Annotated in this window: 14 protein-coding genes and 2 tRNA genes; 6 read left to right on the top strand and 10 right to left on the bottom strand. The window is 59.1% G+C overall.

The features are described 5' to 3' along the window. The 3 genes from AB4Z23_RS06560 (at position 1) to AB4Z23_RS06570 (ending at position 2776) form a co-directional block, all read left to right on the top strand. Positions 1-954, top strand: a complete 954-nt coding sequence (locus AB4Z23_RS06560; RefSeq protein ID WP_003511360.1) for an acetyl-CoA carboxylase carboxyltransferase subunit alpha — start codon at positions 1-3, stop codon at positions 952-954. A gap of 290 nt (positions 955-1244) precedes the next feature. Continuing rightward, entirely contained in the window at positions 1245-2543 is a 1299-nt protein-coding gene (locus AB4Z23_RS06565) for a L,D-transpeptidase family protein (RefSeq protein WP_025595405.1), read from the top strand. Further along, positions 2540-2776 (top strand): sulfurtransferase TusA family protein, encoded by a 237-nt coding sequence (locus AB4Z23_RS06570; RefSeq protein WP_025595404.1) that lies wholly within the window; start codon positions 2540-2542, stop codon positions 2774-2776. Before AB4Z23_RS06565 ends, AB4Z23_RS06570 begins: the two co-directional genes overlap by 4 nt. Before the next feature lie 107 nt (positions 2777-2883). Here AB4Z23_RS06570 and AB4Z23_RS06575 read toward each other — a convergent pair whose 3' ends face one another. Both AB4Z23_RS06575 and AB4Z23_RS06580 read right to left on the bottom strand, forming a co-directional pair. Continuing rightward, a complete protein-coding gene (locus tag AB4Z23_RS06575; protein ID WP_025595403.1) occupies positions 2884-4023 on the bottom strand; it encodes a CobW family GTP-binding protein in 1140 nt (379 codons plus the stop codon). A 208-nt stretch (positions 4024-4231) separates the two neighbouring features. Further along, entirely contained in the window at positions 4232-5290 is a 1059-nt protein-coding gene (locus tag AB4Z23_RS06580) for a D-alanyl-D-alanine carboxypeptidase family protein (protein ID WP_441360042.1), read from the bottom strand. 224 nt (positions 5291-5514) lie between these two features. Between AB4Z23_RS06580 and AB4Z23_RS06585 the strand changes: the two genes are divergently transcribed. Then, positions 5515-6678 carry a M20 aminoacylase family protein gene (locus tag AB4Z23_RS06585; protein WP_421413097.1) on the top strand — a complete coding sequence of 388 codons (1164 nt, stop codon included), beginning with the start codon at positions 5515-5517 and terminating at the stop codon, positions 6676-6678. 683 nt (positions 6679-7361) lie between these two features. Then, a complete protein-coding gene (locus tag AB4Z23_RS06590; protein WP_013761805.1) occupies positions 7362-7658 on the top strand; it encodes a hypothetical protein in 297 nt (98 codons plus the stop codon). A 115-nt stretch (positions 7659-7773) separates the two neighbouring features. Here the strand turns inward: AB4Z23_RS06590 and pbpC are convergent, their stop codons facing one another. The 6 genes from pbpC to AB4Z23_RS06620 all read right to left on the bottom strand — a co-directional run bounded on the left by pbpC (position 7774) and on the right by AB4Z23_RS06620 (position 17887). Then, positions 7774-9852, bottom strand: coding sequence for a penicillin-binding protein 1C (gene pbpC, locus AB4Z23_RS06595; RefSeq protein ID WP_174068909.1), 2079 nt, complete (start codon positions 9850-9852; stop codon positions 7774-7776). Then, a complete protein-coding gene (locus AB4Z23_RS06600) occupies positions 9849-15293 on the bottom strand; it encodes an MG2 domain-containing protein (protein WP_441360034.1) in 5445 nt (1814 codons plus the stop codon). Before AB4Z23_RS06600 ends, pbpC begins: the two co-directional genes overlap by 4 nt. Positions 15294-15415: 122 nt before the next feature. Continuing rightward, positions 15416-15604: a Trm112 family protein gene (locus AB4Z23_RS06605; protein WP_003511371.1), complete on the bottom strand. Its 189-nt coding sequence runs from the start codon at positions 15602-15604 to the stop codon at positions 15416-15418. Positions 15605-15614: 10 nt separating this feature from the next. Next, complete coding sequence (locus AB4Z23_RS06610; protein WP_003511372.1) at positions 15615-16286, bottom strand: LON peptidase substrate-binding domain-containing protein; 672 nt, start codon at positions 16284-16286, stop codon at positions 15615-15617. A 68-nt stretch (positions 16287-16354) separates the two neighbouring features. After that, entirely contained in the window at positions 16355-17323 is a 969-nt protein-coding gene (gene trxA / locus AB4Z23_RS06615) for a thioredoxin (protein WP_003511373.1), read from the bottom strand. A 54-nt stretch (positions 17324-17377) separates the two neighbouring features. Next, positions 17378-17887 (bottom strand): prolyl-tRNA synthetase associated domain-containing protein, encoded by a 510-nt coding sequence (locus AB4Z23_RS06620; protein ID WP_013761810.1) that lies wholly within the window; start codon positions 17885-17887, stop codon positions 17378-17380. 256 nt (positions 17888-18143) lie between these two features. Here AB4Z23_RS06620 and AB4Z23_RS06625 point away from each other — a divergent pair. Next, positions 18144-18218, top strand: a tRNA-Gly gene (locus AB4Z23_RS06625). Positions 18219-19011: 793 nt separating this feature from the next. On the opposite strand, the gene AB4Z23_RS06630 is transcribed toward AB4Z23_RS06625, so the two are convergent. Both AB4Z23_RS06630 and mnmA read right to left on the bottom strand, forming a co-directional pair. Continuing rightward, positions 19012-19088 (bottom strand) — tRNA-Met (locus tag AB4Z23_RS06630). A 135-nt stretch (positions 19089-19223) separates the two neighbouring features. Continuing rightward, positions 19224-20420 (bottom strand): tRNA 2-thiouridine(34) synthase MnmA, encoded by a 1197-nt coding sequence (mnmA, locus tag AB4Z23_RS06635; RefSeq protein WP_035199644.1) that lies wholly within the window; start codon positions 20418-20420, stop codon positions 19224-19226. Between the last annotated feature and the right edge of the window lie 199 nt (positions 20421-20619).

The raw sequence follows: 20619 nt of genomic DNA on the forward strand, positions 1-20619 counted from the left end.
ATGCACAATTATCTCGACTTCGAAAAACCTATCTCGGACCTTGAAGGCAAGATCATCGAGCTGAAGAAGCTTGCCGATGAAGACGAGAGCATAGACACCTCGGAGGAGATCAATCGCCTGGAATCACGCGTCAATGACGCGATGCAGGACATCTATTCCAAGCTGAACGCCTGGCAGAAAACGCAGGTCGCGCGCCATCCGCAGCGCCCGCATTTCGTCGATTACGCCAAGGCGCTGTTCACGGATTTCACGCCGCTTGCAGGCGATCGCAAATTTTCCGAAGACGCTGCCATTCAGGCAGGCCTTGCCCGCTTTAATGGCCAGCCCGTCGCCATTATCGGCCAGGAAAAGGGCAATGACACCAAAAGCCGCCTGAAGCACAATTTCGGCAGCCCGCGTCCGGAAGGTTACCGCAAGGCGATCCGCGTGCTGGAACTGGCTGACCGCTTCTCGCTGCCGGTCGTGACCCTCATCGATACCGCTGGTGCCTATCCCGGTGTCGGCGCAGAGGAGCGCGGTCAGGCAGAAGCCATCGCCCGCTCGACGGAAATGTGCCTCAACGTCAAGGTGCCTATCGTCTCCGTCGTCATCGGCGAAGGCGGCTCGGGCGGCGCAATCGCGATCGCCACGGGCAACCGCGTCTACATGCTCGAACATGCGATCTATTCGGTGATTTCGCCGGAAGGTGCCGCTTCAATTCTCTGGCGCGATTCGACCCGTGCCAAGGAGGCCGCGACCAACATGAAAATCACCTCGGAAGATCTGAAGTCGCTTGGCGTCATCGACGGCATCATTCCCGAGCCGATGGGCGGCGCGCATCGTGATCCGGCGGCCGTGATTGGTGCCACCGGCGACGTTATCGCCAAGGCGCTCGCCGATCTTTCGCAGCGCTCGGGCACGCAGCTGCGCGCCGAACGCCGCCAGAAATTCCTGGATATCGGCAGAAACCTTTAGAGCGTTTCCAGTAAAAGTGCGCAGCGGTTTACGTCCGGAAATGCGCAAAAAGAGGGAGTTAGATTTTTTGGTGGATCGAAAAGAAGCCAAAACAATCTAGCTCCAGCCTTATTTTCCTTGAATCTCGCCCCAACTCGGCCATAGTCCGGTCACATCAACAGATGTATCGGCGGTCGCAGGGGCGGGTCCGATTTGAGTTAAGAAGATGTAAACGGTTAATACCGTATTTAAAATACACGCGGGACGGTGTAGAACTCCGTCGCCCGTGCCATCGTCTTTCGGATCAGATCATGCGTTTGACACATTTTGCACTTCTCGCCTGCACCGCGCTCATTCTCAGCGGCTGCAACGATACGCTCGAAACCGTCGAACGCGACGTCTCCCACGTTAAGAACAAGGTTGATTACCCGCTTTCTCCGTCCATTCTTGCCGAGATCGACAAGAAGAACATGGATCGCACCTCACCGATCATGATCCGCATCTTCAAGGAAGAAGGCGCGTTGGAAATCTGGAAGGCCAAGCGCGACAACCGCTTCGACAAGATTGCCGAATACCAGATTTGCGCCTGGTCCGGCAAACTCGGCCCCAAGGTGAAAGAGGGCGACCGGCAGGCGCCGGAAGGTTTCTACAACCTGACGCCCGCGCACCTCAATCCCAACTCTAAATATTACCTCGCCATCAACACCGGCTTTCCGAACCGCTACGATGCCGCCAACGGCCGCAACGGCACCAACCTGATGATCCATGGCGCCTGCTCGTCATCCGGCTGCTATTCGATGACGGACGCGCAGATCCTTGAAATCTACGGTTTCGCCCGCGACGCCTTCAAGGGTGGCCAGAAGACCGTTCAGCTGCAGGCCTTTCCCTTCCGCATGACCGCGGAAAACATGGCCCGCCACCGCCAGAGCGAACATCTCGATTTCTGGAAGATGCTGAAGGTCGGTTACGACAATTTCGAAGTCACGAAACGCCCGCCGGAAGTGAATGTCTGCGAGAAGAAATATGTCTTCAACCAGCAGACCGAAGGCGGCACGTTCAACGCATCTGCGCAATGCCCGGCTATGAGCACGCCCCCGGCGCTGGTGAGCGCGCTTTCGAGCTACGAAAAGACCTATGATCTCGCCTATGAAAAGGCGATGAAGAAATATGACGGGATGGCCTGGTACGACCCGAGCGAGGCGGAGCGCAAGGCGCTGGTTGCCGAAAAGCGCAAGGGCCGCGAACCCGCTTATGCTCCGACCGGCTCGGCGCTGAAGGCCGGCAAGCTGATGAAGGAAACGGAATATGCCGCGCTGATGGAGAAGAAGGCGCAGCAGGTGACCTCGTCTTCGCCGGCGACCACCGCAACCGCGTCTTCTCTACGGACCCCGCATCCTTCGGCAACCCAGCCCGCAGCTCCGCAATCGAACCCTGCCCCGGCGGCCCCGACAATGGTTGCCGCTGCTACGCCTGCGGCTTCGGGGCCCGGTCAGAACGGAACTGCCGCCCAGGTCCCTGTGCCGGCCATGAACCCGCTCGCTTTTTCCGCAGCACCGCCGGCGGAAGCACCGGAAAAGAAGCCGTTCTGGAAGTTCTGGGCCAAGGAATGACCGACACGGCTGACATAGTTTTCGACTTGAGGGGGCTTAAATGCCCCCTTCCGGTTTTAAGAAGCCGTAAAAAACTCTCTGGCCTGCAGGCGGGCGATGTTCTTGTTGTAGAGACGACCGACCCGCTGGCGGTTATCGATATTGCCCATATGTGCAACCAGGATGGGCATAGCCTGGTTGAAACTACGACGTTGACCAAAGGACACCGATTCAGGATCGTGAAGGGAGCGTAATTACCCTCGCTGGCGAGAATACTCCACTCGATCTCCCCCTCGAGTGTGAGATATTCGACAAGGTAAAGGGGTGCCCTGCCCACAGGTTTCAACCACCGTTTTGCGACCTAAAACCTCAACCCCGAAACCGCCAGCGGATTGTCCGTCATCGCCTGCCTGTCCGGACGGTCGATGCCCGGCGTGCCGGTGAACGCAGCAAACAAGTCCTGCACGAACGCCTCCGGCAAATCCTTTGTAATCAGCACCATGCGCGTGCGCTGGTCAGACGGGTCCGGCCATGCCGCGAGGCGCTCGGGTGTGTGGAAAATGTTCTGTACCCCGTGCAGCACAAGGGGTCGGTCCGGATTGTCCGACAGCTTGACGACGGCCTTCATCCGCAACAACTTTTCCCCATGCGCCGAACGCAGCAAGTCCACGAACATGTCGATCGCCATCGGGGCTATCGGCTGGTCGTGAATGATCGAGAAGGAACGGATCGACGCGTCGTGCCGGTTCACATCGTGGTGGTGATGGTGGCCATCGTGGTCGCCATGATGGTGGTGGTCATGGTCATGATCGTGGTCTTGGTGATCGTGTTCCGCCTCTTCCCCCAGCCAGCGGCCGACATCGGCATTTTTGCTGCCGGGATCGTAAAGACCGTTATCCAGCAGTGCGGCAGCACTCCAGTCGGCCCGGTCACCATCCTCGATCGTCGCGCGCGGGTTGAGCGCCTGAAGGCGAGCCGTCAGCGTGGAAATTGTGGAAGCATCGGCAAGCGCGCGCTTCGTCATCACCAGCCTGTCGGCCACCGCCGCCTGCTTCACCGCTTCCTCGTGATTATCGAGTGTGGACAGGCCGTTCACGGCATCCACAACCGTAATGATGCCGTTCAGAACGAAATTCTGCGCAATCACTGGGTTGCCCATGACAGACTGCATGACGGGAGCGGGATCAGCAAGACCAGTGGTTTCGATCACGACACGCTTCACCGGCTTCAGCTTGCCGGTCTGGATGCCGTCCATCAGTTCCGCCAGAGTATCCACCAGCTCGCCGCGAACGGTGCAGCAAAGGCAGCCTTCCGCCAGTTCGATGATGCCCTCGCCTGCACTTTCAACCAGCATATGGTCGATGCTGACATCGCCGAATTCATTGATGATGATCGCGGCGTCGCTCATATCGGGGTCTTTGAGAAGCCGGTTGAGCAGCGTCGATTTTCCGGCGCCGAGAAATCCGGTGATGATGGAAACCGGTATGCGATCGCGAGACATGTCTTGCCTGTATGTTGATGGCCGCTCCGGCAGATCGTTGGACGAGATTAGATCCGGAACCGCGCAATAATCACAAAAAATCGCCCGGGGCCTGAAGGCCACGAGCGACACTGTAATATCATAACAAACCGAAGCTGCGAATACAGATTCCGCGCAGCGTTCAGGCTTCGCGCGCGCCCTCATCCATAAAGAGTGCGGTTAGGCGAAATCAGAATGTCGGACGCGGGATGGGAATCGGCACGTTGGCCACTTGTGCCTTGGCGCTTGCACCCTTGGCGGTGTTGACCGCCACCGTCTCACTGCCGGGAATGAGACCCGCGAAAGAATATTCCGGCGGACGGGTCATTTCCGTAACGTAGGGCGAATGGATGACCATGCGGCCGGTCTCGTCGCGGCTTTCGCTGCGCACCTTGGCTGCCTTCGGATTGCAGATTTCGGCACTGATGTCGTTTACCTCGGCGGTATCGCCATAGGGTGCCAGCGAGGCGAGTGAAACGCCTTGGCCCGAGGGCGCCGTCAGTCCCATCTGCAGCAGATCAGCGGACTGGTCGGTTCGCCCGGCAAGGCTATCTGCCCCCAGCACCACAGTTATGACCGAACGGCCGTTGCGCACGGCGGAGGACACCTGGTTGAAACCGGATGCGCAGATGAAGCCGGTCTTCATGCCATCTGCGCCATCAAAGCGGCCAACAAGCATATTGAAGTTGGCGTAGTCCTTCTTGCCGGTGGTGACACCTTCCAGCGAGAAATAATGGGCATATTCCGGGAATTCCCGCTTGATGATCAACGCCAGAAGCGCAAGGTCACGCGCCGTCGTATATTGGCCCTTGCCGGGCAGGCCGTTGGCGTTGATGTAACGGGTGGAGCTCATGCCCAGCCGCTGTGCCTGCGCATTCATCTGCGCCACGAAATTATCGCTGGTGCCGCCGATGGTTTCGGCAATCGCCACGGCGATATCATTGGCGGATTTGATGAGCAGCAGCTTCAGCGCGCTGTCCATCGTCAGTTTCTGGCCGGGCTTGAAATACATTTTCGAGGCCGGCTGGTCGGCGGCCTTCTTGCTCATCACCACTTCCGTCTGCGGGCTGAGCTTGCCGGCCTTCATCTGCGAAAAGGCGATATAGGCGGTCATCAGCTTGGTCAGCGAGGCCGGATACCACTTGCGGAACGCTTCCTGGTGGGAAATCACCTTGCCGGTTTTGACATCGACCACCATTTTCGGATTGGCATTCGCCACGGGTGCAGCGGCAACAAGGCCGGCGGTCATGATGGCAATGGCTGCGGAGAGCCGTCGGGCGGCGTTTGGCGATTTAAGATTCTGTGGCAAGGCTTATCCTCGAATTCCCGTCTTCAGTCAGGGAATGGCAATATTCACCATATATGTCCTAGCAATGGCAAAGTACATTGATTACGTCAATTATGCGGCGCACTATCCACCGCGGAGGATAGGCTTTTACGCCATGCCGCACCGATGAACCCAGGAATGAACGAATGCCGATTTTGAACAGAGCCGCCGAACTTCAGCAGGAAGTCAGCGAATGGCGGCGTCACCTGCATGAAAATCCCGAGATTTTGTATGATGTCGACAACACCGCAGCTTTCGTTGCGGACAAGCTGAAATCTTTCGGCGTTGACGAAATCGTGACCGGTCTTGGCCGCACGGGCGTGGTCGGCATCATCAGAGGCAATATTACAGGCAATCGCACCATCGGCTTTCGGGCGGATATGGATGCTCTTCCCATTCTTGAAGAAACCGGCAAACCCTGGGCTTCCAAAACCGCAGGCGCCATGCATGCCTGCGGCCACGACGGCCACACCGCCATGCTGCTTGGCGCCGCCAAATATCTCGCGGAAACCCGCAATTTCACCGGGTCCATCGCGGTCATCTTCCAGCCCGCCGAAGAAGGCGGCGCGGGTGCGCTCGCCATGGTGGAGGACGGCCTGATGGAGCGGTTCGGGATCGATGAGGTTTACGGCATGCACAATATGCCGGGTATTCCGCTCGGCTCGTTCGCCATCCGCAAGGGCGGCATCATGGCGGCACCGGACAAGTTCTCGATCACTGTCAAAGGTCGTGGCGGCCATGCGGCCCAGCCGCACCGGACGATCGACCCGATCACGATCGGCGCACAGATCGTCGGCAATCTGCAGATGATCGCCTCGCGCAATGCCGATCCGATCCGATCCGTGGTCGTGTCCGTCACCCGCTTTCACGCCGGCTCCAGCCACAACATCATTCCCAACGACGCGCTGATTGCCGGCACGGTGCGTAGTCTGGACGAGACGGTGCGTGATCTCGCGCAGGATCGCATCAAGCAGATGGCGGAAGGCATAGCGCTAGCAAATGGAGCGGAAGCCGAGGTCGTCTATGAGCGTTATTGCCCGGTGACCTTCAACCATGCGGACGAGACCGACCACGCCATCCGCGTCGCCCGCGATGTAGCTGGTGAAAAGAACGTCGACCCCGATGTCGACCCTTCCATGGCGGGCGAGGATTTTTCCTTCATGTTGAAGGAAAGGCCGGGTGCCTTCATCTTCATCGGCAACGGCGATTCGGCCGGCCTTCACAACCCTGGATACGATTTCAACGACGACGCCATCGCCTACGGCATTTCCTATTGGGTGAAACTTGCCGAGCAACGCCTGACGAACTGACTGCCGGGATACAAAGAAAGCAGAGGAACAGATCGACCGCGATAAAGAACGCGGTTGATCCGCCGGCTACGGCAGGTTAAAGAGCAATTCAGTGTCCACGTAGCTCAGCAGGATAGAGCACAGGATTCCTAAGACAAATTGGGGGTTGCGCCCGGAAACGACGCAATCGATCTGCTCAAAGTCGGGGAAAGCTTCGCTGGTCTTCCAGCATGCCAATCCCGAGCCAAGCTCCGGAGAAATCCGGTGAAGGTGTAGAGACTGGATGGGCAGCACCTAAAAGCCGAAAGGCTCACGGTGAAGGGACAGTCCAGACCACGAACGTCCTATCCAATGGAGATGGGCGGCGGCTAAAGCCGAAGTGGTATGAATCCTGGGGTCGGAGGTTCGAATCCTCTCGTGGACACCATTTTCCTGTAAATTCAGTTTAAAACAATAATATAAAAAAGAGCGGAATGTCGTGACCCGCTTCACTGCTCGCCATGCGGCTCTAGTCCTAGACAAACATAATAGCTGTCCCGTTTCGGTCAGCGTGCACACCGGTATTTTCGAACGACGACCGCATCGATTGGTCACGTTCGTTTTACCAATTAGCTCCGGTCTTTTGCGCGTTTGATCGCAAACACATCTCGTGCATCCACAAACAGCACCTATCTAAGATGCTCACACCCGATGAAGGAGACAGAATGATCAACGAATATGGCCCATACGTACAGATGGGAACGCTTGCAGAGCAGATGGCCACCCGATACCGGATGGACCCAAATCTCGCACTGGAACCGCACCTGTTGCACTATATGGAAGAGGTCGAGGTAAATATCGCCGCCGACAGCTTCGATCATGTTGGGTTCATGGACAAGATCCGCAGCCGGCTGGAAATGACACTGGCGAAGACCGTCGACCCTCGATGCAGAGAATTCCTGCATGCGGTTGTGGTCGCACTTCAGGAGCGTATCGATCGTCATTCACTCGACGTTGCGTGATCGCCGTTCCTCCTTCCATGTTGCATCAGGTCTCTGCAAATGAACTTCTATGACGCGGGCAAGAAGCTGCCTGCGACGCGGCGTTCAGCCGCGTGGTGCGCAAGCCGTCAAAAATTCACTCGATGAAAACGCGCACGCTCGAAGCGCGGCCATCGGCGTCGATCACGGTCAGCGTTGAAAACCCCTGCCCTTCCGGTCGCCATTCGCTGTTGCGGCGAAGCGAAGCATCCGGGAGCGGCCTGCCGTTGGCGAGCCAGCGGAAGGGCGCGCGGCCGCCTTGCAGCTTCAGCACTAGCGGCGAAATGCCTGACTGGCTGGAGAGCTCCACCCTAGCCCCTTCCGGTGGATAGACGATGCGCGGCGCGCTTTCGCGCCTTGAGGCCGAAAGCAGGCCGCTTGCGGTCAATGTGAAACGCCGCTGGTTGGCGGGAAGGTCACTCACGGCCACCCGCGCGACGCCAGAAGGTGCAGCAGGCATTGGCGTGATAGCTATGCCGGATTTCTCGAAAGCCTCGAAGAGGATCGGGGCTGCCGTCGCATAACCGGCAATGCCCGGGACGGCGCCGTTATCGGCACGACCGACCCAGATGCCGATGACATGCCGCCCGTCATAACCTACCGACCAGGCATCACGGTAACCGTAGCTAGTGCCGGTCTTATAGGCGATGCCGCGCTGCTTCATGCCGAGTGGCGGCAGCACACCGGACAGAATGTCGGAGACGTTCCAGATCGCAGCGTCGGCAAACAGCCGATCTCCGGCAAGCCGTTGCGGCGCGGAGCGCACACCGTCCCCCAGCCGCACAGGGTCGCCGCCGCCGGCAAGGCCCGCATAAAGCTGCACCAGATCAACCAGCGAAATACCAGCACCTCCTAGCGCAATGGCAAGCCCCGGCGCCTCGGTGGTGGGAAGCACGAGCTTCACGCCCACGCGGCGGAAACGCACCATCAGCGCAGACGGGCTGACAGCATCCAGAAGCTTTACGGCGGGCACATTGAGCGACAGTTGCAGTGCCTGCCTGATGCTGACATCACCCTGATAATGCATGTCGAAATTACGCGGGCGGTAACCGGAAAAATCCGCCGGGCGATCCTCGATGATAGTTTCCTGCCCGATGAGACCATTTTCAAAGGCAAGGCCATAGATGAACGGCTTGAGGGTGGAGCCCGGCGAGCGCACGGCGCGGCTCATCTCCACGAAACCGCGCCTTGCAGTATCGAGATAATCAGCGGAACCAACTTCAGCCACAATATCACCGGTCTGCGCGTCGGCCATGACGATGGCGACGGAGACCTTTTCTGTCAGCTTTTCCGCTGCATGGCGGGCAACGGCTTCCAGTTCCCGCTGGATCGGCAATCTGAGCGTCGAGTGCGCCTCGGTGGCATTGGGAAACTTCACGCGTGCGGCAGCCGCCATATGCGGTGCATAGGCCGGCAGATCACGCCGGTTGGCGGGAACGGCTGCAAGGGTCGCCCGCTCTGCTTCGCCTTCACCCACCACGCGTTCCACGGCAAGGCGCTGCAAAACCCTCTCCCGCGCCTGCCTTGCCGCATCCGGAAAGCGATCCGGTCGGCGTTTCTCCGGCAATTGCGGCAGCGCAACCAGAAGAGCCGCCTCTGCCGTGTCGAGCCGGGCGGGCTCCTTGCCAAACCAGGCGAGGCTTGCGGCACGAACACCCTCAAGATTGCCGCCATAAGGCGCGATATTCAGATAAAGATCGAGGATTTCCGCCTTGTCGAGCCGTCTTTCGATCTGGAGCGCGCGCAATCCCTGCAGAAACTTCGCCGAAAACGACCGGTCGGTGCGCGGTTCGATCAGCCGCGCCACCTGCATGGAAAGCGTCGAGGCGCCGGAGACGATCCGGCCGTTGCTTGCTAATTGCCAGGCGGAGCGCAGCAGCGCCCACGGGTCAATGCCGTGATGGTCGTAAAAACGCTGGTCCTCATAAGCGATCAGCATGCGCAGGAACTGCGGATCGACTTCTGCAGCGCTGGTTTTCAGCCGCCAGCGACCATCAGGTGTCGCAAATGCGCGCAGCAACCGCCCGTCTCTATCCAGCACCTCGAAGGACCGCTGCTGCGCAGCCTCCAGCGGTGGCGGATAGGCGTTGTCCAGCGCATCGAGACCGAAGGCCGCACCGCCTACAAGCAGAGCGGCCGACACGATGCCGACGATGATCGCCTTTTTTCGCCTCATGGGGTTGCCGAACGCACCTCCATGCGGCCCGTTGCCGTGCGGGCGGAAAATTGCGGCCGGTACATATCCTCGACCGAGGCCGCCGGATGATCATAAGTGCCCGGGGTGACGGCCCGGACCACATAGGCCAGCGTGATTTCCGAACTGTCGCCAGCCGTGCGGTCGAAGGCCGCAACGAACCGGTCGTAGCGGAATTCGGTATGCGCAGCTTCGGTTTCCGGCAACCAGTCGAAATTCGAAAGGGCGGCAGAATTGACGAGGCTCGGATTGTCGATCTCGAAACCGGAAGGCAGAAGGTCAGTCACGAGAATGCGTGCTTGCCAGTCATTTTTAGGAGTGACATTCAGCACCGCCACGTAACGCTCGTTCTGCACCACCTCGCTCGCGTTCACCTCCTCGCCATCCATGGAATAATAGGTACGGGTAATGGTGAAGCCCTCGCCACCGGCGGCAAGCGGTTGTGCCGGGGGCGCGACCGTGGTGACCACCGCCGTGACCGGATCAGCCGACGCGTTGGCGATCTTCAAGGGTGCCGCCAGCAATTCGTCGCCGGTCATCCGCTTGCCGAAACCACCGGTCTGCAAATCGCCGTTCACATCAAGACGGATATCCTTGTCCTCACCTTTGACGGCGCGGGCGGCAAGCAGCATCCATGCCTGTTCCTGGGTGCTGGTATAGGGTTTCTTTTCCCATTCCTTCGCCACGGCACCTGCAAGTTGCGGCACGACGGCAGGAACCGGACGGCTTTCCGCCGCAAGCGCCAGCGTCGCTGCGCCATCACGCAGGGCGGAACCGTAATCCGCCCTTGCGAAGCTAACCTTGGTGGCACGGCTCGCCATATCGAGCGAGGCACCGAACACAGTCTTCGCGCGTGCCTGATCGCCATAAAGCGAAAGGGCTGCGGCAACCTGCGCCTTGGCAAGCGGTGTGGGGAAATCGGCAAGGGCCGTATCCGCATAATATCTGAGATCGTTGATCGCCGCCTTGCGGTTGCGCGCCAGAACGTAAAGCGAATAGGCGATCTCGTTGCCGCGATCCTTGACATTGCTATCGTAGGAAAGACCGTTTTGCAGGTTGCTCAAAGCCTGCACCATCGCCTGTTCGGGAACATCGTAACCCTGCTCGCGCGCACGGGTCAGGAAGTCGCTGATATAGGCATCCAGCCACAGATCTCCGTAACCGGGAGACCAGAGGCCGAAACTGCCGGAACTCGACTGGAAGGACAGCACCCGGTAGATCGCCTCCTGCACGCGGCGGCGGGTATCCGGGTCCTCGGCAATGCCGCTATCCTTGGTCATTTCCGAGAGATAAAGCAGCGGCAAAGCGCGGCTCGTCGTCTGCTCGGCGCAGCCGTAAGGATATTTGTCGAGCATCATCACCAGCGCCGGAATATCGAAGGCTGGCGAGCGTGTGACGTTGACGGCGACGGACGAACCGAGAAGCATGCTATCGGCCAGAAGGTCGCCATTTATCGTCAGGCTGCTATTGGGCGCGATCTTGATTTCACGCCGCGTCGTGACCGGCAGAACGGCTGGACGCACGGGAACATTCAATACCTGCTCCAGCGAAAGACCGGCGGCATTGGAGACCTTGATGGTGATTGCGCCATTGCCCGGCTGTTCGCCTGTCAACGGCACGGTCAGCGACGACTTGCCGCCCTTTTGCAGTGCCAGGGTCTGCGACATCTCACCCTGATCGACTGTAAGTGCCGTGTTGCTGGTCACATCCAGCCGGTAGTCGCCGGCCTCGCCATCGGTATTGGCGATATCGAGCCGCAATTGCGAGACATCGCCGGGCGCGAGGAATTTCGGTGCACTGGCAGTCACCACCACGGGGTCTCGAATGACGGCGTCGGAGACCGCATGTCCCACGCCCGTCTTCGTCCAGGCGACAGCCATGATGCGGGCCGTGCCGTTGAACTGAGGAATATCGAAGCTCACCGTCGCCTTGCCGTCTGCGTCAAGTTCGACAGGTCCCGAGAAGAAGGCCACGAGCTTTTCGGTGGGCGGGCTGCCCTGCAGTGCTGCGCCCCCGCCATCACCGCCCGTTCTCAGGCGACCGGTGGCGCCAAGCGAACCGTCGATCAGGCGGCCATAGAGGTCGCGGATTTCCAGCCCCAGCCGTCGCTGACCGAAATACCATTCATCCGGCTTCGGCGGTTCATAGCGGGTGAGGTTCAATATGCCGACATCCACAGCCGCGACGATGACATAGGCCTTTTCGCCCACGCCCGCGCCGGCGACACTGATCGGAATTTCAAGCGGCTGACGCGGCAGCGTCTCCTGCGGCGCGCCTAGCGTTACCGCAAGCTTGCGCTCGGCGGGATCGACGGCAAGCCACTTGATGCCTATGGCGCGCATCGGCATGCGGCTTTCCTGCGCATCGCCCGGACGGAACAGCGTGGCCGTCACATACGCCCCCGCGCCCCATTCCTCGGTAACGGGAATGTCGATCTCGCCGCCATCCTCACCGATCTCAGCATTCTGCACGGAAATCAGCTTTTCCGAACCTGACGTGACCATCAGCTGACCGGCAAAACGCGACGATACCTTGAGTTTTGCGGTATCGCCGATCTTGTAGTTTTGTTTGTCCAGCGCGATTTCCAGCGCATCCGGCGTCTCTGTCGAGCTTGCCTCGACGTAGAAACCAGCATCGAATTCGACGCTCGAAACCGGTGCGCCATTGCCGGCACCTTCCACTTCCAGCCTGTAGCGGCCCCAGGTGACAGGCACGGAAATCTCACCGCCATTGGCATCGACGGAAACCGTGCCGGTTTCGGTCTGTTTGGTATATTCCACCGGTTCGTACCGCCAGGAGTTACCCTGACGATACCATTGATAGTTTCGCTCTACCTTGATGAGCTTCCAGCTGAGGCCACTCATCGCCTGTTTCGCGCCATCAGCTGTCACGCCGATAATGTGGAAACGGCCAACGGAATTCTGGGCGAGATCACCCGAAAACTGCGGTTTGATGCCGATGACAGGTGCTTGCGCCTTCACCGGCAGCGTCAGAGATCGTTCGACGGCGCGGCCACCGGCCTCGCGCATCCGAACGGTGATGTTGGCGGAAAGCAGCTGCGTGGTGGAAGGCAAATCCGTCAGATCGACATTGAAGCTTGCCTTGCCTTCTTCGTCCAGCGCCGGAAGATCGGCAAGCGCGGTGCGATTTTCCTCTTCGCTTTCCTCATCCGCTAGACCGAAGAAATAACCCTCGAAGTCGGCACTCGTGCGGGTCGGCTTGACGGCGACCTCACCTTCCAGCGTCAGGCCAGCTGCGGGCGCGCCGTAGAGATAACGGCCATCGACGTCGATTGCCGTTTCCGCGCCCGGCTCGATCTGTTTCACCTTGCTGGAGAGATCAAATTCGGTGCGATCAGGCACGAAATCATCGACCAGAAAGCTCTTTTCGCTGATCGCAGCCGTTTTCGGATCGGTATGAATGCGCAGCGTCCAGGTGCCGCGCATGGCATTCGCCTGCAAGGGCAGATCGACCGCATGGCCGCCGAGCGCCTTGCCGTCGCTCACGAAACGCCGGTCCTCGACGCCATCAGGGCGCGAGAAGATGAAGGTTAGCGGCAGATCCTCGATCGCCTTGCCGTCAACATCACGGGCCAGCGCTGCCGCGTGCACGGTCTCGCCGGCGCGGTAGATGCCGCGCTCTGTCCAGCTGAACACGTCGATGGCGCCGGGGGCCGCGCGCCCAGTCACGCCACGGTCGGAAAGATCGAAACCGGCGCGCGTCATGTCCAGAAAGACGTAGTCCTTGTCGCCGTTGCGCGCTGTGAGGATGGCTGGCGCCTGCGCCGCTGTGCCACGCATCAGGCCTGCCGAAAATACTGCCCTGCCGTCTGCATCCGTCTTTGCCGTGCCGAGCACTTCGTTGTTCTTGGCGAGCAATTGCAAGTCCACCCCGCCAAGCGGTGCGGCGCTGCCGAGCGAGCGCACGAATACGTTCAGGCCATCGGTGCCGGCATAGGTGGTGATGCCCGTATCGGAAACGAGGAACCACTGCGTGGCGCGCGAATCCCATGTCTCCGGTGCGGTGCCGGGCGGTACGGCGGTCAGCACATAGATGCCGGGCTTCCGCTCCGGCAAGGCTTCGTCCACCGGAAAGCTCGTCACTACGTCCTTGTTGAGGTCCGGCTGAATGTCTATCGAACCTTGCCAGACCAGCTCGCCGAGCTCGTTTTCAATACGGTCGGCGTTGTAACCGTCCATCTGCGTCAAAAACTGCGAGTTTGCCAAGACCGACGTGATGTTACGGTCGCCAATACGGTAAAGCTTCAGATCGGCCTTTTCGGCATTGACCGAAACGATGGGAATGCCGCGCCGCGCCGTGCCCGGCAGCACGAAGTTCTCGCCGGTGAAGCGGACACTCGCTGCACGGTCACGCACGTAGATATCGAGATCGACCTGCTTCTCCAGCGGTTCTTCCACCGAGGACGGCAGGCCGGCGCGGAACGCAATCTTGTAACGCTGACCATGGGTCAGCCCCTCGACGCAAATCTCACTGCCCTTCGCCTCGATCGCCTTGGGTGCAGCACCATCCAATGTGACGAAAGAGGAATAATCGACACCGTTCTTCACCAGCGGTTCGGAAAACTGCACGCATGCGCGCGGGCTGACACTATCCGTATCAATCGTATTGTTGATGACGCGGAATCCCTGGCGCGTGCGCAGATCGGCATAGGCCGCCTTCGTCTGCGCATTATCGGAAAGTGTGAGGCTCTCCTTATAGGCATTAAGCGCCGCACGATAATTCTGGGTCTTTTCGAAAGCCTGGGCCAGCCGGTTCAACGCCTCGGTGCGGGCACTGACCGTGCGGCTCAACTGATAGGCATTGATGGCAGCGGAAGCGGCCTGGCCCGCAATCGCGTAATTGTCGGTAACCTGCGCCGCCCTTTGCGAAAATTCGGCCCAGAGAGCACCGTCATCGGGCGAAATCGCAAGAGCCGCCTTGTAGGTTTCGATCGCGTCGGCTGCCGCCTGCTGCCTTGCCGTTTGCAGCAGGTTCTCCAGTCCCTGGCTCTCCTGCTCCGCGCTTGCCGCAAGGCCCGATTTCAGCCGGCGCGCTTCCTGCTGCAGGCTATCAGTCACGAAAGAAAGACGCTGCGGTGCACCGATATCGGCTTCAGCGACAACCTGCACGATCTTGCCGGCGACGGCACCGGGGAAGGCATTGAGCTGATTGAAATCCGATTTAAGGAAACACCATTGCACCTTGGGATTGTAGGTGAACGCCTTGCAGGCGGTATCGCCGACGCAAATCTCGCCGCACTGCTCAAGCGAGACATTCTGCTCGGTTCTGAGATCGAACCCGAAATAATCGCCATTTTTGGTGGTAACCACCTTGCGGGAAGGTTCCGCCGCCACAGCTGGAATAAAAGTAATGGCGGTTGAGACCGCAATCAACGAGATCCGGACGAGCGCGCGCAACGACATCAGTTTTCTCCCCGCAACAGACATGTCGGGCGGGACTCTGGTCAAATCCACGCACGGTTGTCAACGCATCATCGTCAATTTGCGACGTGACACTGTGGAGAGAGCGGCAGGCAGGGCTAACGCTAGTCTTCTAATTTGCGCGCTTCGGAAATCAGCATGATCGGCACCCCGTCGCGGATCGGGTAGGCGAGCCCTGCGCTTTCGGACACCAGCTCGTTGCGGGCGCGATCGTAGGAAAGACGTCCCTTCGTCAAGGGGCAGACCAGCAGCTCAAGCAGCTTGGGATCGGCATTGCTCATCCTGTCGTCCATGGCGGCGATCCTACTGCAGCACAGTACCGGCCTCGCCCGAGCCCTGGGCAAGAACGATCTCGGTGATGGCGATCAATGTTTCGGCCCGCGTCCTCAGGTCAGGCGCTTCCAGCAGCGCCTGCTTTTCGGCGGGACCAAAGGGAGACATCATGGAAAGCGAATTGACGAGGACACGATTGCCTGCGCGCTCCACGCTTTCCCAATCGGCTTCCAGCTGGTTCGCATCTAGAAACGCACGGAATACCCGCAGCAGATTTTCGCGGTCCACAGCGTCCTCATCATACTCGCCGGAAAGATCGGCGATGAAGGGCGCGTGCCGGAAACTGCGATAGGGTTTGCCCACATCCACCTCTTCCAGCAGGCGGAAGCGGCAGATGCCGGTGAGCGAAATGACATAACGCCCATCCCCGGTCTCCGAAAAGGAAGTGATGCGACCAAGACATCCGACAGCGCTCAAAGGACCACCATCATGCCCCCCCTCAATGACGTGAAGGGCCGGCTGCACCATGCCGATGACCCGGTGGCCGGCCAGTGCCATATCGATCATGGCGAGGTATCTAGGCTCGAAGACATTGAGCGGCAGGTGGCCTTCCGGCAAAAGCAACGCGCCCGACAATGGAAATACCGGCACAGTTTCCGGCAAATCGTTGTTCTTCACATATCTCGCATTTCCGACATGCATGGGATCAAGCCCCCTGTTCACCGCTGCCCGGCCGGCGGATCAACCGCCATGGCCGGGATATGCCCGCATTACGAAAACAAGATCGCGGAAAGCTTCCGGCGCCCGGCCACACTTGCCGGATCCTTGAAGCCCCAGGCCTCGAAAAACTCCAGAAGCTGGCGGCGCGCGCCGTCATCATCAAAGGTTCTGTCCTTGCGCATGACATAGAGCAGATGGTCCGCTGCCTCATCCCGCCGCCCTTGAGCGTTGAGGACCTTGGCAAGCTTCACACGAGCCTCGTAATTATCGGGATCGAGCGCGAGATCACGTTCCAGCGCCACCGGGTCGCCAATCTTGCGGGCTTCTTCATATTGCGCGATCTTTTTCGAGACGAGCTGAATGCCAGCATCTGCGGCCACTTCCGCCGGCAGGGACGAGAGGAGTTCGCTTGCCCGTTCATATTGTCCAACGGCAATCATGCATTCGGCAATACCAGCTATTGCGGCGGCGTTTTCGGGATCGGCCTGCATAACCGCGCCGAACAATTGTGCCGCGCCATTATGATCGCCATCCGCCAGAAGCTGCTTTGCCTCTGCCAGAACCGCTTCGATCTCAGCCTTCGGATCACCCGCATCAGGTCCGGCGATCTTGTCAATGAACTGCTTGATCTGGCTTTCCGGTACCGCGCCCATGAAGCCGTCCACCGGCCTGCCATCCAGGAAAGCAACGATGGCGGGAATGGACTGGATGCCGAGTTGGCCTGGAATAGACGGGTGATCGTCGATATTCAGTTTCACAAGCTTCACGCGGCCATTCGCCTCGTTTACTGCTTTTTCGAGAACCGGCGTCAGCTGCTTGCACGGGCCGCACCACGGTGCCCAGAAATCCACCAGAACCGGCTGGTGGCGCGATTCCTCGAGAACATCCTTGGAGAAGGCCGCCGTTGTGGTGTCCTTGATGTGACCGGAAGACGCGCCGTTCAGCTCCCCGCTATATTGCGCGTTGCCGGACATCTGCCCGCCATAGGAACTGCCGTAAGGATTGTTCGTGCCGCTCATGCCGGTCTCCCGTAATCTCTGTCGTATTGTCTTGGTTGAAGCAAAGATCGTATCTCACTCGCTGACTTTCAAGACAAGCGGCGTGTGGCCGGTCGCCTCCAGGAAGCGAATGAGGTCTTTGTTTCCTATCGTCGTCGTCTGGTCGTTGGAAAGCGGGTGACCGTTGATCAGCTCGTTTTCCAGAAGATCGCTGTCGAGTACGAAGGTGACCTGCCCACCGGTGTCGTTGATGGCGCCGAAAACCGTGACAGATCCCGGCACGACACCCAGATATTCAAGCATTTTTTCCGGCCTGCCGAAGGATACGCGGCTTGCCGCGCCAATCGTCTTGTGAACGCTTTTCAGATCGACGACCGCGTTCTCCTCAACGGTCAGAACGAAATATTGATCCTTCTTGTCCTTCACAAAAAGGTTCTTCGTGTGACCGCCCGGGATTAGATCACGCAACGACTGGGATTCGGCAACGGTGTAGACCGGCTCATGCTGTTTTGTCTTATGCTCGATGCCAAGCCCGTCCAGAAACGCGAACAAGTCCGCTGCCGTCTTCGGAGAATTTTCCGCCATATCCTGCCGCCTGCCTTTGCCGATTCCGATATCCTCTCCGTCATGATTAAGGGGGCAACCGCGGCTTGGCAACGCGTGAAAAAGCGACGGCGCGAAAATTCCCAATCATTTCCGCCGCTTGTCGCATTTCTCAAAGAAATTTTCGCGTTTTTGTCATTTCCCTGTTGCATTCCAAAATCGATTGAGCGATATAGCGCCCGTCGCCGCATTGCGGTGGCCCACGGTTCAGCGTACTACCCCGGACCGATGGATTTGAGCGGGTGTAGCTCAGGGGTAGAGCACAACCTTGCCAAGGTTGGGGTCGAGGGTTCAAATCCCTTCGCCCGCTCCAAAATTTCCCAGGACACAGTTATTTGCGTTATTTCGACTTCTTATGAAGACGCCACTACTGGTCTGTCGGCTTGTCGTGCATGATTTTTATCGGGCGACATGTAATCAGGCGGAACTTTTGGCAAGGATATCCATTCTTGACGCGAGGCTCCTAACCTCAGTTCCCCTCTGAATTGCCCGCCGTGAGCGGGCATTTTTTTGTCACCCCGTGAAAATACCATTTGGCACAGGGAACAGCTTCCGGGCGCATCGCGTTTTCCTGCGTTGTTCAACGCGAGGGGATAGCTCATGTCCATAAATCTCAGACGAACTTGTGTGGTTGCCGTATTTGCCGTCCTGTCCATCCCGGCTGCTTCTTTCGCTGCCGACATGATCACTTACGGAAGGGAAACGGCCCCGAAATACAAAGTGCACCATCATCCACGTGCCGTTGCAAATGTCTATGCTGCCGGCGCGCCCTTACGCTGCAACGAGAATATCGTGTCTTACCGCTCCCCCTACGAGCGGCATACGGAAGTGGTTACTCTCTGCCATCCGCCGCTAAACTGGCAAACAGAGTCTTCTACCGCAACAATATGGTCGCCTTGATCTTGTCATAATTCATTTGATGTGCTTTTGTTCGCTCGCCCTTGTGGGAGGGGGTAAAGGTTGAGACCCGCTGGCTGTTTCGATACGGCAAGCGGGTTTCCCTTTTTTTGGCGTCCGGCCAGCCACAGGCAGTGCGAGGAATGCCGCAAATTCTCAACGTACGTCCAGAAGACGACGCAAACTTTGCTTTTCTCATTGAAGATGAATGGTAGCGGGAGAGGGACTTGAACCCCCGACACGCGGATTATGATTCCGCTGCTCTAACCACCTGAGCTACCCCGCCACAGGGAAAACGTGACAGCCATGTGACCGTCCGCTCCATCAGGATGAGCGGCTTATAAGGTGCCGCTCCCCAAAGTGTCAAGCGCATGACGCGCAAAAAATTCGCTTTCCACACGGCGGTGAAAACCGAATTGTTTCAGGCAGCAACCGGCTTTTCCAAAAGCGCCTTCAGCGAAGCCTCGGCGTCCACCGAGCGTTCCGAACGTTCGATGAATCCGCCACCGTAAACGCGGGCATCAGCGCCCGGTGCAGAATAGAGAACGCAGGCCTGACCGGGAGCGACACCCGCCTCGCCGGTCATCAGATCCACGTAGATGCCGTTTTCATCGGCATGCAACATCGCTTCGGTTGGCGGGCGGGTGGAGCGCACCTTGGCGAAGCAGGCAAAGCCCTGCCCGGCCTCGTCCGCGAGCGCGCCATCGCCAAGCCAGTTCATATCTCGCAGATAGACACGGCGGGTCTCCAGCGCCTCCCGCGGACCGACGATGACCCTGCGGCCACGCGCATCGAGATGCACGACATACAGCGGCTCTCCAGTCGCGACACCAATACCCCGGCGCTGACCGATGGTATAATGCACGATACCGTCATGGCGGCCGAGTACGCGCCCGTCCAGATGGACGATATCGCCCGCCAACGCCGCATTCGGCTTCAGCTTGTTGATGATATCGGTATATTTGCCCTGAGGTACGAAACAGATGTCCTGACTGTCGGCCTTCTTGGCGACGACGAGACCCATATCTTCCGCCAGCGCGCGTGTTTCGGCCTTTGAGAGGCCGCCGAGCGGAAACCGCAGATAGTCGATCTGCTCCTGCGTCGTTGCAAACAGGAACCAGCTCTGGTCACGATCGCTATCGATCGGGCGATAGAGCGCGCGGCGTCCCGGTTGGCCGGCAACGGGATTGGGACGCGAGCGGATGTAGTGGCCGGTCGCCAGCGCATCTGCGCCGAGTTCCTGAGCAGTGGCGAGCAGATCGGCGAATTTTACCGTCTGGTTGCAGGCAACGCAGGGGATCGGCGTTTCACCCATCGCATAGGCTTCGGCAAAGGGATTGATGACGGTTTCGCGGAACCGCGCTTCATAATCCAGCACATAGTGGGGAATGCCGAGCGTTTCGCAGACCCTGCGCGCATCGTCAATGTCCTGTCCTGCACAGCAGGAGCCGGCGCGGTGCACAGCCGCACCGTGGTCGTAAAGCTGGAGAGTTATGCCGAGGACGTCATAGCCCTCGCGCTTGAGGATACCGGCCACAACCGAAGAATCGACGCCACCGGACATGGCGACAACGATCCGGGTGTCTTCCGGCCTCTTGTCAAAATCGAGCGTATTCACGTTTTTTCCCATCGTCAGTCATAACGGGGGTAAAGGCCCCGCCGCCTGTCGGTCATCCGCTGCGGGAAGCCTTAGTCGAAAAAGACTGTCCTGCCTCGCCATCATGCAGATTTAAGGGCTGCATATAGAAAGGAATGGCCGCGCACGCAAGTACGGGGCGGAAAACCGCCCCGTAAAGCCATCAGAGTGGGGTGGTGAC

Source organism: Agrobacterium sp. MCAB5, assembly GCF_052114365.1.
Lineage (GTDB): Bacteria > Pseudomonadota > Alphaproteobacteria > Rhizobiales > Rhizobiaceae > Agrobacterium > Agrobacterium tumefaciens.